The organism is Scytonema sp. NUACC21, assembly GCF_054684315.1.
On sequence record NZ_BAAFZH010000058.1, the window covers coordinates 1 to 13,448 of the forward strand.

Sequence of the window (13,448 nt, forward strand, 5' to 3'; positions counted from 1 at the left end):
GAGTTAATGGTTAACTGTCAACACTCAACAATCGAACAGTCCGAAGTCGCGAGCGATCCTCAGATTCGGATTCGTACCACAGCTATTAATAATGATTTTGTTGCGATTCATATTATAGACAATGGACTGGGAATGACTGAAGATGTGCAACGACACCTTTTTGACCCCTTTTTTACTACCAAACCTATTGGCAAAGGGACAGGTTTGGGCTTGAGCATTAGCTATCAAATTATTGTTGCTAAACACGGAGGACAAATGCAATGTATTTCAGCACCAGGGAAGGGAGCAGAGTTTATTATTACCATTCCCGTTAGACAGCGATCGCCTCAGTTGTGCAACATCACCCAGCGTAGGTTGGGTTGAGGCACGAAACCCAACATTTCAAGTATGAAGTATGAAGGATAAAGGATGAACGTAGGTTGGGGAGCCACTGCGTTGTGGGGGTTCCCCCCATTGAAGCAAGTGGCGTTTGAGGAACCAAACCCAACACAATCACTGCTGCACAATTTCCACTTCACTTTCCCAGTAGTCATCAAAACGGGACGAAAACCTTATCGGCATTGCTTATATATAAAACCAGCTTATAGTTAAAATTACTTATTTATATATTTTTTAAGTTCTATTGAGATCCTTAAGAGGATATTATGAAGACAAATGTCATGAAACTATAACAATAATAAAGTGGAAAAATTTTTGAAATTTGTCATCTATAAATGTATGGGAATTGCCGAGCCCTAAAGTGCCGATTCATTAGTCATCCATTGGGAAAAAACTAATTTCTTTGTCTGTAAAAACCGAGGTTTCCTTGACTCAATTCAAGAAAACTGGGTTGCGTGGGATGCCTGCAATTATGGAATAGCAGGCTAGAACCCAGATTGTGGATTCAGGCTGTTAACAAACTAGAGATATTTTGGCTCTAGTAAACTTGCGTTCTGCCGCTATGCTGTAGCGAAGCTATCGCTTCCCTTGTTTATTCATAAATTCCAAGGGTTGCAGGGACAATCATACGCAGAAAATTTTTCAAAAAAATTGCTTTTTCTTATAGTTTCTGTGGAGAATTATGAAAAGCTATTTACCAAAAGAACGGAGCAATGACACCTACTTATCCAGATTAAATTATAAAAACGTCCATTTAAAATGGAAAAATTACTGGTTCAAAATCCGGGCAAGTAGGCGTTTAGTTGCTCTAGAGAGACCTCATTACACACATATCTTTTGGAGCTGGCTAGGTAGTTTTATAGGAATAGCAGCCACAGCTTACCTTTCCGTGAAAACCAATACTCCTCTACTTATAGCTCCCTTTGGTGCGACCAGCGTATTGATTTTTGGTGTCCCTGATAGCCCGTTAGCACAACCCCGTAATGTAATTGGCGGTAATCTCGTAGCGGCTTTAGTTAGCCTGACTATTCTGCACACTTTCGGATCGGAACCTTGGGCAATGGGAATGGCAGTGGCAACAGCCATTGGAATGATGCAGCTGAGTGCAACTTTGCATCCACCTTCTGGAGCTGTTGCATTAGTTGTCATGATGACAAAACCATCCTGGCAGTTTCTGCTAACTCCTGTACTAGAAGGTTCTATAATTTTGGTACTTTGTGCTGTGGTTTTCAATAATCTAGCGAAAGAGAGGACTTATCCCAAATATTGGTTTTAATTTCTTTTCCAAATAACCCTGTCTAGAGTTAAAATTTAGCTCTTATTTTTCTTCTCCCAGAGTGACAGAAGAGGGCTTAAAAGCCCTGAAATACTTGATTTTCCTAAAGGCGGCACCCAGATTTGAACTGGGGAATGGAGGTTTTGCAGACCTCTGCCTTACCACTTGGCTATGCCGCCAGACTGGGCTAAGTTACTAGTCGCTAGCTTACAGTTGGACACTTGTCTACTTATTGTTAAGCAGTTTTAGTAGCCATCTTTTAAGCTCTATCTATCATAGCATAGAAGTATTGTGATAGCCAACATTTGAATCATAACTAAATGGCTGTTACCTACCTATACCTGCTTCTAGAGCCATAGTTATAAAGGTATGCCTACAGTTGTCTAATTTTTGTAGCTTTTAACACTTCAAAACAAGTAAGTAGGCGAGAATAAACAGAATTACGTCCTTTACGCTGGTTTTTGTTGGTAGGGCTGTGGCACTGATTGATTCATGGTGGGCAGTGCCCACCTACGTCTGCTTGGGACAGCTTTACCAATGACAAATGACGAAGGACTGAGGACAACACCTAGTTAATGTGTAAATTTCTGTAAGGAAATGGTCAATTTTACATAAACGACTAAACCTGAGGTTGAGAAGTAAGTAGGTAGAAATAAATAGAACTCTGTTAAAAAACAGAAATTTACCTGAAACCCTTACTAATGACAAATGATAAAGGACGGCTTTAACCAGTTAACTTTATTTGCACCGCTTTACTTAAACTCAGGAGTTTGGTATGTCTTTGACCGTTGAAAGCGCATTTAATGCCAATTTTTATCGTGCTGCAAATTCTGACTTGGCTTCTTTCAATGATGCTCAAGCCTTGTCCCACTTCCAAACATTTGGTTTAAACGAAGGTCGGCTGTTTTCACCACTGGTGGATTTGAATTTCTATCGGGCTAGTAATTCTGACCTTGCAAACTTCGATAACAGCCAACTGTTCGACCACTTTAGAGAGTTTGGGGTTGCTGAAGGACGGAGTTTCTCTCCAATTGTTGACCTCAGTTCTTACCGTGCTTACAACAATGACCTAGCTGGTTTTAACAATGAACAACTGTTTAACCATTTGAATACCTTTGGTGTTGAAGAGGGCCGCGTTTTTTCTCCTATTTTCACTCTCCAATTCTATCAAGCGCTTAACTCGGATCTTTCCAATATGAATGGGTCTCAATTATTAAACCATTTTGAAATTTATGGTATTGAGGAAGGACGACAGTTTTCGCCTTATATTGACTTCAATTACTACCGGTCTAACTACAATGACTTGGCTGTGTTCAACAACAGACAACTGTTACAACATTTTGAAGTTGATGGTCTAGATGAAGGTCGAAAAGCTTCGCTCTTTTTTGATTCTGGTTATTACAGAACAAATAACCCTGACTTGTCAGGCTTCAGAGGCATTGACTTGGTCAAGCACTACGACACATATGGCTCTTACGAAGGGCGTTCTGCTGCTAGTGACAATGCTGGAAACACACTAAGTAATGCCTACCAGTTGAAAGTAGGTTCAAATTTAGTTTACGCAGTTGAATTTGTTGGTCCATCCGATTCTGTAGACTACTACCGATTTGATTTAAATACAACTCGCACTGTCAATATAGTTAATGCTGGTGCTTCTCGCAGTGTATTTGAGGAATTGCTTGATAGTGAAGGTCAGGTTTTAAGTTCTAGGAATACCGCACTAATCACATCTGATAATGGTGTTCTAGGTGATTTGAGTCAAAGTGTGTCATTAGGTGCTGGTACTTACTACTTACGAATTCAACCACAATCAGGTAATACTAATTACAGCATCTTCCTGACTGCGGAGTAAGACAGTAAAGTTGTGGTCTTTTAAATCGAATAGTAAAGCGGAAAAGACTTTGCATCTTTGGGCTTGACATAAACCTTTTGTTGTGGTTCCAGCTTTAACTCGTCATACCGTTCTCGTGTTAAATGGGCTGTGACTACCTGCCCATCATCCAAAGTCAATTCTGCTTGCACTTCCCACCCTAAATGTATCAACCGAGTTACCCTGGCTTGTACTGTGCTGCCGTTGGGAGATGTTTCTACAATCACGTCTTGGGGACGTAGGAATACTTCTGGATGGGCAGAATCAAAACCGTTACTCTGGAAAATCTTAGCAGTACTGGGCAACACGTTAACAGGACCGATAAAACTCATCACAAAGGCTGTTGCTGGATGGTCGTATATTTCTGCTGGTGTGCCTACCTGTTCCACTCGCCCTTTGTTCATCACCACGACTTCATCGGAAACTTCCATTGCTTCCTCTTGGTCGTGGGTCACAAATACGGTGGTAACGTGGACTTCGTCATGTAAGCGGCGCAACCAAGCTCTTAAGTCTTTACGAACTTTGGCATCAAGTGCGCCAAACGGTTCATCTAAGAGCAGTACTTCCGGTTCTACTGCCAGCGCCCGTGCCAGTGCGACTCTTTGACGTTGTCCCCCGGAAAGCTGTGATGGGTAACGATTACCCAAACCGCTCAGTTGCACTAAATCTAGCAACTGTTCGACCCTTTCTTTGATTTTTGCTTTTGAGGATTTGCGAATTTCTAAACCAAAGGCAATGTTTTGCCTCACCGTCATATGCTTGAATAGAGCATAGTGCTGGAACACAAAGCCAATTTTCCGTTGTTGCACGCTTTGATATGTGGCGTCTTTGCCCGTCAGCAAGATTCTGCCACTATCTGGCAGTTCTAAACCCGCAATCAATCGCAGTAGGGTAGATTTTCCGGAACCAGATGGTCCTAGCAGTGCTACTAATGAGCCACTCTTTACTTCCAGACTGACTTCATCGACTGCTTTAAAATTACCAAACTCTTTAGATACGTTCTCAACTACTATGCCCACTGTGCTTGCACCTCAGTAACTAATCTACGGGTTTTTGATAAGATTAGCGTATATCACAGTATACCATCATATTGTTTTTGCTGCACTATTTATAGATTTTTGGCTTTAAGTAGGTAATTATATATCGCCTTTGTCATCTGTCATTAGGTAGAATAATACAAATAAAGTTAACTCATGAGAATCGTCCTTTGTCATTGGTTATTGGTAAAGTACGTTTAAAAAGAACGATCATCTTTGAAGAGGGGAAGCGATCGCCGTCGCGAGCCACCTCCACCCCTCTCTATGATTATCATTTTAAGTGAGAGGACTTAATCGAGAGTTCTCTAAGCATTTATCAGCAATAACACCAACACTTTGAGACAATTTAATAACTAAATAATACTTAAGCGGATTTCATTTCTCCTTGTTACACTTTTGCCTCTTGATTTGCTGATTTGCAGTCAACCCCTACAGGTACAAGATATAAGAAAACTTGTTTTGTGCATAATAATGATGCTCGACTGCTGCAACTAAATATTTTTTTTTGTAATTTTAGGAAGTCAAATTTGAACCATAAGAGTTTTGCATATAGTAGAGGCTCAATGGCTTGTATCCTGACAATGTAGTGTACCTCACCGCATATAAAAACTGCTATAAAGTCATATAAAGTCATATAAAGTCTGTGCTCTTCGATGATTTCTGTAAATCCCCAAACATCCTGTGAGGAATAAGTATACAAACATAAAACTCTCATCACTAGGAGTGCAGACAATGTTGCAACTGAACAACACAGAAATCCTATCATCCAAATTAGAAGCACAGAATAATCCCTGGAAAATACTCAAGCAGTATTTTAAGCAGTATGTCTCCCCGGTTGAGGAAATTGAAAATTTGGCAATTGAAGCTTTCCAAAATAAAGGAGGTTCTGCTTGGAAAAAAATTCAATTCCTTCTATTTGAAATGAACTTGCAATTAATGCGAGAAGGATTTGGGTTAGGAACTGACCGTTTCATGAAAGAATGGGAAATTCGCCATTTAATTGAGCAGATTGAGCAGCAATACCTACCTCAAGAGCAAATTCCTTCTGAAATCACCAGAGTTGAGGAGTTCATGCCTTGGCTGAAAGAACGGATTAGTCAACATCGTGTCAACCATCATCCATTATTTGAACTATTCGATAATGATGGGTTGAGCGATGAAGAAATTCGTTACTTCCTTGCTAATTACCGAGTTAATATGCAACGTTTTCACTTACACGTTGCTGCCTTCAGCCTGATTGTGCCTTTTGAAATGCGCGAAGAACTTTATCACAATCTCCATGACGAGTTTGGTCAAGGGGATTTTACCCAAGCTCACCCCAATTTATTTGAGCCTCTCATGGACTACTTTGGAGGAGCGCGTTCGGAGGATATTAACGCAGAAACTTGTCATCTGCTCAATACCAAAATAAACCTCTGCTGGTTTGCGGATGGTCTTCAATATGGTATTGGTGGGATGGGAGCTTTAGAATTAGCAATCCCCCTACAACAGAAGCGAGTTTTGGCACATCTACGCCGTCGGGGTTTGAGTGAAGAGTTAGTGAAATTTTTTGTCGTTCACTGTGAGTTAGATGAAGAACACGGTGAAGGATGGTTTGCTGCAGGAATACCCTATATGCATACCTTTGGTGACTTGGAAAAAGTGTTCTCTAGTGCGATGCGGATGCTTGAAGCTAGAGCTGGAGTTTATGACGGTATTCTTAAGGGTATTTTGTTACGCCGTAACGAAACAGACAAAAGGCTTGAAGCTGCTTAACAGCCTCAGATGCTGTTTGAAATGCATAAAATAAGGGTGCAACGTATTGCGCCCTTACCTCCATACTTCATTTATCTAAAAATGTTGGTGCCTTTACAGTTTGAAGACTGGTGGCAGTACCAACAATCACAGGAAATGTCAGTAATGCCACTCATAATACTAAAGACTAATAAGGGTTTTCTTAAGAATATTGCAGATAGGCTTGCTGAAGCTTTATCTCTAATAACCGAAAAAACCCTTCGCAAAAAGAAGGAATTAATTGTTGTTCGTTTTGAAACCATTTATGGGCGATCGCAATGGTATATAGGCGGTGCTATTAAAAGTGACGACCGGGCAATTTTTGAATTAAATATTATTATCACAAAAGGGACAAATACTGATAAAGAAAAAGCTCTTTGGATAGCACAAGCTTGGGAAATTGTGACAGAAATTCTTGGCAATGCGCCCCACCCAAACTATTCTCTATTTAAAGAAATACGTAATGTTTTTAAACGTCCCAAAAGTTCAAGGTTGAGCATCAATTCGCCAAATGCACTACCCCAATCTAATCCTGCGCCTATGTTACCACCTACTTTGTCCTCAGCCTCGATCGCTTTTCTGAACCATTCTTCATCTTTCAACAAATCCATCGGATTTACTGCTTTGTCTTGGTTAGAGGTAGATTGATTGTTTGGTGGTTGTTGCTGGCTCATCACTTACATCTATTATTTGTATCATATTTTCATTATGATAAAGACAAGTGGATTAGTTGTATGGGATTAGTGAGTAACTTATTATGTACTCTCGCTACATTACTCAGGAACACGACGAACTCCATATTCAAAATAAATTAGGTCGTCATAATCTTCATCTTCCCCCAAATTAATCATACCTTGATTTTCATAAAATTCTTCGGCTCCTGGTAAAGAATGTAACCCTATTCTACCTTCATAACCTAGTTCTATACTGCGATTTCTTGCAAACGCCAAAAGCGCAGTACCAACGCCTTTTAATTTTGGCGGACGTTGAATAAATTGTCTGTTCCAAGGAGCGGAGGCAATACCTTCAACATATATCAGCCTTTTCCCCTCTGTAAACCGCGAACCGTGCAACTGAGTTTCGATCAACATTAAACCCTGCGTTTCGCCTTCATACTCAATTGCATAGCCTTCGCGGTTCTCTTGTCTGGTAATGATGAACCGCAGTTTGAACTCCCAGTCCCAAAACTTATCTTCTTGTCCGTACAATCTTAATTGTTCTTTCCAAAACAAAACATAATCCTTAACGTGTTTTTGTGCCAATTCTACTAAATATGCTTCTACGGTCATGTTATCTTGACCGCGAATTAATTCTATTTTCGTTCGCATTGCACTTACATCACGTGTATTAACAGACACATATCTGCAAGAGGAAAGGATTGTCCAAAATTAAAGAAATCCAGTACATCTTCTACTTGCACACATAATTTTAAAGCTTGGTGAAAAGTATACAATAATGTTGTAACTTTCAACTGTTACTCTAATTAAACTATTGATAAAAACTACCGTGCAACGGAAATTCTTCCTAGTATCTACCACTTTTGTAGCACTTGGGTTTCTCAGTAGTTTCTGGGGAATAACCGAAACTCATGCCCAAGCTAATGGTTCCCAAGAAGTGACAATCCAATTTCGTGGGATGGTCGGCGATAAGCCGTTTAGTTGTGGTGAAAATTATGCACAAGTCGGTCAACCACCAACTACTGTAACCGCTACAGACTTCCGTTTTTATGTATCGGATGTTGCCCTGATTGATGACAGTGGTAAGGTGGTACCGTTAAAGCTAACGCAGGATGGTAAGTGGCAATACCAAAATGTGGCTTTACTGGATTTTGAGAATAAATCTGGTGCTTGTGCCAATGGGACTTCTGAGGTCAGAGATCGCATCACTGGTACTATACCAAAAGGCAATTATAAGGGTTTAAAATTTACCTTGGGTGTTCCTTTTCAGTTAAATCACGAAGATGCCACACTTGCTTCTTCTCCCCTGAACCTCACTTCTCTATGGTGGAGCTGGAACGGGGGTTACAAGTTTGTGCGGATCGACCTGAGGAAGCCAATGTCTGCCCACAATACCAACGTAAAACAAGACAGACATGGCGGTCAAGGATTTGCTATCCATATTGGCAGCACGGGTTGTCAAGCAGCGAACAATAGCCAGAAACCAACAAGTTGTAGCAATCCCAACACTTCAACTATCAGCTTTGCCAACTTTGACCCCAATCGAAATGTTGTCGTTGCTGATTTAAAGGCATTGTTAGCAAGTACTAACTTGGAAACTAATCAAGCTAACACTGGTGTCGGTTGTATGTCAGATTCTACGGATAAAAACTGTGCTGGCATTATGGCGAATTTTGGTATACCTTTTAATGGCAATCCTTCAAAGCAAACCTTCTTCCAAGTTAAATGATACAAACTAGCTGAATGAATTGGAGACGTTGGTCAACCTTTGTTATTGCTTGCATTTTGTCCTGTTGCCTGTCGCTGTGTCTGAACGCTTTCATTTCACCACCCAGTGACGCTACCCCATCAGCATATAACTGGAACATTCCTGCCTGGATGCCAAAGCCAGTGGTGCCAGCAAATAACCCCATGAGTGCAGCAAAAGTGGAGTTGGGAAGGCACCTTTTTTATGAGAAGCGTCTGTCAATTACGGGAGAATTCTCCTGTGGTTCTTGCCATATTCAGGCAAAGGCTTTCGCAGATGCTAAACCAGTGGCAGTCGGTGCGACTGGAGAAAAGCACCCCCGTAATTCCATGAGTCTGACCAATATAGCTTATAATTCAGTGCTAACTTGGGCTAACCCCATTATGAAAGACCTGGAAACTCAGTTATTGGTGCCTCTGTTTGGGGAACATCCAGTTGAGATGGGGATGGCTGGACGGGAAGAGGAAATCTTGACAATGCTACGAGGAGATGCTATGTATCGGCAGTTCTTTGCTGCTGCGTTTGGTGCTCAGGACGATTATATCAGTATTGCAAACCTCGCCAAGGCGATCGCTGCTTTTGAACGCACTCTGATTTCTGTCAATTCACCTTACGATCGCTATCGTTATGGTGGGGAGGCAAATGCAATTTCTGCTGCTGCAAAAAGAGGGGAAATATTATTTAACAGCGAACGTTTGGAATGCTTCCACTGTCACGGCGGCATAAATTTCTCTGACTCCTTAAAGCATGAAAGGCTGGCGTTTCAGGAAATTGCATTCCACAATACTGGGTTATACAACATTGATGGCAAAGGGGCATATCCACCGAATAATACAGGAGTCTATGAAATTACCAAGACATCCTCAGATATGGGACGGTTTAAAGCTCCCACCTTGCGGAATATTGCCCTAACAGCTCCTTATATGCACGATGGCAGCATTGCCACTTTAGAAGAAGCGATCGCGCATTACGCTGCTGGTGGCAGAACAATTTCTACCGGGCAGTATGCAGGTGTTGGCAGCAAAAACCCACTCAAAAGTACTTTTATCAAAGGCTTTAAGCTGACTCAAGCTGAAAAGCAAGACTTGTTGGCTTTTTTGCAAAGCTTAACTGATGAGACCTTCATCAATAATCCTGCATTTAGCGACCCGAATTCAGCCAACTAGCGTTCGCAGTACTTCCCCAACAAGGGCATAAAACATATCATACAATTGTATAAGTTAAAATTGGTGCAGCTTTTTGCAATCTAAAACCTTAATTTTTTTGTGTCAGATAGTCTTAGTAGCTGTTTTGGTTATCGCGTGTCATGGCATAACCAAGACCAATGATGTTAGTATACCGAGCGCTAGCACAACTCCATTCTCTAACACTAATGTTCCTCAAGGATGTATTGAAACTTATAATCCAGAAATTGATTACTTCCCTGAAAAAGTCAGTGTCAATTACGCTAAAGGATTTATAGTAGAATACCACAAAAATTATAAAATTGTCACAGTCAAAAATCCCTGGAGAAATGCTGACACCACATTTCAATATGTTCTCGTTCAATGTGGCACACCCGTACCTAAAGGTTTTCGAGAATCGCAAATAATCCAAGTTCCCATCAATACAATAGTTTCTCTTTCTACAACTCACTTACCTCATTTAGATATGTTAGGAGTCGTAGATAAACTTTTGGGAGTTAGCGATGCAGAAAGGATTAACACCGATCGTATTGCCCAAGAAATCAAGGAAGGTAAAGTAGCAAAGCTGGGGAATAGCACCAATGTAAATCTAGAAAAAATCTTAGAATTAAATCCTGACTTAGTGACAACTTACGGTTCGGGCAATTCCACCATTGATAGCTATCCCAAATTGCTAGAACTCGGCTTAAAAGTCGCCATCAACGCTGAATATATGGAATCATCTCCATTAGGACAAGCAGAATGGCTAAAGTTTACATCTTTGTTTTTCAACCGTGAGGCAAAAGCAGAAAAACTGTTTGGCGAAATTGCCCAACAATATGAAGCAATTTCAACTCAAGCCAAAGCGGTTAAGAAACGCCCAACAGTCTTTGTGGGATTCAACTTCAAAGGTACGTGGTATATGCCTGGGGGTAAAAGTTATGTAGCACAATATTTAGCTGATGCAGGTGCGAATTACCTGTGGAAAGATAACGAATTATCTGGCACCATACCATTATCCTTTGAAAAAGTTTTTGAGCGTGCTGCCAATGCTGACTACTGGTTAAACGGTAGCCAATCATGGAAAACAAAAAAAGATTTACTTGCTGAAGATAGTCGCTATGCCGACTTTAAAGCAGTAAAAAACGGTCAAATCTACAATAACAACGCCCGTCTCAACTCCAGTGACGGGAACGACTACTGGGAAAGCGGAATCAGCAACCCCCATGTTGTTCTATCCGACCTCATCCAAATTCTACATCCAGAAGTTCTAAGCGATCGCACGCTAAAATACTACCGCAAACTCTCCTAATCTTTGCTATCCTCTTGACTCGGGGTTCTCTGCGCTTAGTACGGTTCGTATAATAAAAATGTCATCACTCAAACACAAATTAAAGCCCATTTTAAAAAACTCTCAAAATCTTCCCTTATCAACACTTATCTTCCCCATACTACTTATAACGCTCCTAATTGCTTTCTTACTCGACATAGCCCTAGGTTCAGCTCAAATACCCCTAAATCAAGTCATCACAATCCTACTAGGACAACAACCAGAAAAAATCACTTGGACTAATATTGTTCTTAAATTTCGCTTACCCAAAGCCTTAACCGCCAGTCTTGCTGGTGCTGCATTAGGCGTAAGTGGGTTGCAAATGCAAACCTTATTTAGAAACCCTTTAGCCGGACCCTTTGTCTTGGGAATCAGTTCCGGTGCAAGTTTAGGGGTTGCATTAGTTGTACTCACCGCAACCGCAACAGGTGCGCCTGCATTATTCCAAGATTTAGGAATAATTGGGGATTTTGGTTTAGTTATAGCAGCCAGTCTCGGCGCAGCTTCAGTTCTTGGGATAACGCTAATTGTTTCTCGCCGGATTCAAGACACAATGACACTCCTCATTTTAGGTTTACTGTTTGGTTATGCGACGAGTGCAATTGTGAGTATTCTGCTGCATTTTAGTTCGCAAGAGCGCATTCAAAGTTACCTGACGTGGACTTTTGGTAGTTTTGCAGGTGTCACGTGGAAACAAATGGTTGTTCTAGCCCCAGTTGTACTTTCGGGGTTATTGGTGGCGCTGTTGCTATCAAAACCACTCAATGCACTTTTACTGGGGGAATCTTATGCACGCAGTTTGGGGTTAACAGTTCAAAAAGCTAGATTTTTCATTATCACCAGTGCTTCTGTTTTGGCGGGTGCAATGACTGCTTTTTGCGGTCCTATCGCTTTTCTGGGTGTCGCTATTCCCCACCTCTGTCGCAGTCTGTTTCACACCTCAGATCATCGGGTTCTCATTCCCGCAGTGATGATAATGGGTGCAATCCTCGCATTGTTTGCAGATTTGATTTCCCAACTTCCAGGAAACGACATTGTTTTACCATTAAATGCTGTGACTGCTTTGATAGGAACTCCCGTAGTCACTTGGGTGATTTTGCGGCGTAATTCTCAAAACTCTTTTCCCTCATGAGTGACGCGATTCTAACAACTCACAATCTAACTATTGGCTACAAAACCTCTCGAAAAACTTTCCGGAGTGTTGCGTCTAATATATCTGTATCTCTAAAACCAGGGGAATTGGTTTGTTTGCTTGGTCCTAATGGTGCGGGTAAATCAACTTTATTGCGGACACTAGCTGGAATGCAAAGCCCCATCCAGGGTGAAGTGCGGCTTTTAGGAGACGATGTCTACAAATTACCCCCACAAGAATTAGCGAAACGTCTTAGCTTGGTACTCACCGAGAAATTAGATGTAGGCATACTTTCAGCTTATTCCTTGGTGGCGCTAGGACGCTATCCTTATACCAACTGGTGGGGAAAGTTAACACCCCAAGATGAAACCACAGTTGCTTGGGCTCTAAAATCTGTAGATGCTGCACACTTAGCACAACGAAATGTGAGCGAACTGAGTGATGGTGAACGGCAAAAAATTGCGATCGCTCGTGCATTAGCACAGTCACCAATTGCCATGCTACTTGATGAGCCAACAGCATTTCTAGATTTACCACGGCGAGTGGAGATTATGCAATTACTGCGCCAAATTGCCTGGGAGAGTAATCAAGCCATTCTCCTTTCCACCCACGATCTCAATCTAGCTTTACGTTTAGCTGATAAAGTTTGGTTGTTAGCAAGCAATGGAACTTTGCATGTTGGTGCGCCAGAGGATTTGGTGTTGAGTGGAGCTTTTGCTGAAACTTTTCACAGTGAAGGTGTGGAGTTTGACGTTGCTTCTGGTGAATTTCTGCTCAACATACCTTATAAAAGAAAAGTTCATTTGGTGGGTGAGGGTATTGCAGTTTTCTGGACAACTCGCGCTTTACAAAGAATCGGATTCCAAGTGTCTCAAGACGCGGAAATTTTAATAGAAGCGATCGCACAAGAGGAACGAGTTTATTGGCGAACGACAATCGGAAATAGTGTCTACACCCATCACTCCTTGTATAAACTGGTCAAATTTTTAGCTTCTAGTTAGCCCAGTATAGTTCAGTATACCCAATTGCAGGGGTGCAAGTCCTCCCTTACTAAGGTACTTGGGT

At 41.3% G+C, this 13,448-nt stretch carries 11 protein-coding genes, 1 tRNA gene and 1 pseudogene; 9 read left to right on the forward strand and 4 right to left on the reverse strand.

What is annotated here, in order from left to right; translation table 11 throughout:
- Positions 1-363 (forward strand): sensor histidine kinase (locus tag ACYRY3_RS08720; RefSeq protein WP_460201301.1); only part of this gene is annotated, 363 nt, incomplete at its 5' end.
- 697 nt (positions 364-1,060) lie between these two features.
- Complete coding sequence (locus ACYRY3_RS08725) at positions 1,061-1,654, forward strand: HPP family protein (protein WP_460201302.1); 594 nt, start codon at positions 1,061-1,063, stop codon at positions 1,652-1,654.
- A 107-nt stretch (positions 1,655-1,761) separates the two neighbouring features.
- On the opposite strand, the gene ACYRY3_RS08730 is transcribed toward ACYRY3_RS08725, so the two are convergent.
- Positions 1,762-1,833, reverse strand: a tRNA-Cys gene (locus ACYRY3_RS08730).
- Between the two features lie 596 nt (positions 1,834-2,429).
- On the opposite strand from ACYRY3_RS08730, the gene ACYRY3_RS08735 reads away from it, so the two are divergent.
- Complete coding sequence (locus ACYRY3_RS08735; RefSeq protein ID WP_460201303.1) at positions 2,430-3,506, forward strand: hypothetical protein; 1,077 nt, start codon at positions 2,430-2,432, stop codon at positions 3,504-3,506.
- Positions 3,507-3,526: 20 nt separating this feature from the next.
- Here the strand turns inward: ACYRY3_RS08735 and ACYRY3_RS08740 are convergent, their stop codons facing one another.
- Positions 3,527-4,543: a sulfate/molybdate ABC transporter ATP-binding protein gene (locus tag ACYRY3_RS08740; protein WP_460201304.1), complete on the reverse strand. Its 1,017-nt coding sequence runs from the start codon at positions 4,541-4,543 to the stop codon at positions 3,527-3,529.
- Positions 4,544-5,293: 750 nt separating this feature from the next.
- Here ACYRY3_RS08740 and ACYRY3_RS08745 point away from each other — a divergent pair.
- Positions 5,294-6,316, forward strand: coding sequence for an iron-containing redox enzyme family protein (locus ACYRY3_RS08745; RefSeq protein ID WP_460201305.1), 1,023 nt, complete (start codon positions 5,294-5,296; stop codon positions 6,314-6,316).
- Between the two features lie 458 nt (positions 6,317-6,774).
- On the opposite strand, the pseudogene ACYRY3_RS08750 reads toward ACYRY3_RS08745, so the two are convergent.
- Positions 6,775-7,008: pseudogene (locus ACYRY3_RS08750) on the reverse strand (hypothetical protein); the annotation flags it as partial.
- 99 nt (positions 7,009-7,107) lie between these two features.
- The gene (locus tag ACYRY3_RS08755) at positions 7,108-7,662 is read right to left on the reverse strand and encodes a GNAT family N-acetyltransferase (RefSeq protein WP_460201306.1); all 555 of its coding nucleotides are present in this window, start codon (positions 7,660-7,662) and stop codon (positions 7,108-7,110) included.
- Between the two features lie 178 nt (positions 7,663-7,840).
- Between ACYRY3_RS08755 and ACYRY3_RS08760 the strand changes: the two genes are divergently transcribed.
- The 5 genes from ACYRY3_RS08760 (at position 7,841) to ACYRY3_RS08780 (ending at position 13,384) form a co-directional block, all read left to right on the forward strand.
- Positions 7,841-8,740, forward strand: a complete 900-nt coding sequence (locus tag ACYRY3_RS08760; protein WP_460201307.1) for an MbnP family copper-binding protein — start codon at positions 7,841-7,843, stop codon at positions 8,738-8,740.
- A 14-nt stretch (positions 8,741-8,754) separates the two neighbouring features.
- Positions 8,755-9,924 (forward strand): MbnH family di-heme enzyme, encoded by a 1,170-nt coding sequence (locus ACYRY3_RS08765; protein ID WP_460201308.1) that lies wholly within the window; start codon positions 8,755-8,757, stop codon positions 9,922-9,924.
- A 73-nt stretch (positions 9,925-9,997) separates the two neighbouring features.
- Positions 9,998-11,233 (forward strand): ABC transporter substrate-binding protein, encoded by a 1,236-nt coding sequence (locus ACYRY3_RS08770; protein ID WP_460201309.1) that lies wholly within the window; start codon positions 9,998-10,000, stop codon positions 11,231-11,233.
- A gap of 58 nt (positions 11,234-11,291) precedes the next feature.
- Positions 11,292-12,383, forward strand: coding sequence for an iron chelate uptake ABC transporter family permease subunit (locus tag ACYRY3_RS08775; protein ID WP_460201310.1), 1,092 nt, complete (start codon positions 11,292-11,294; stop codon positions 12,381-12,383).
- Positions 12,380-13,384, forward strand: a complete 1,005-nt coding sequence (locus tag ACYRY3_RS08780; RefSeq protein ID WP_460201311.1) for an ABC transporter ATP-binding protein — start codon at positions 12,380-12,382, stop codon at positions 13,382-13,384. Before ACYRY3_RS08775 ends, ACYRY3_RS08780 begins: the two co-directional genes overlap by 4 nt.
- Positions 13,385-13,448: the final 64 nt, after the last annotated feature.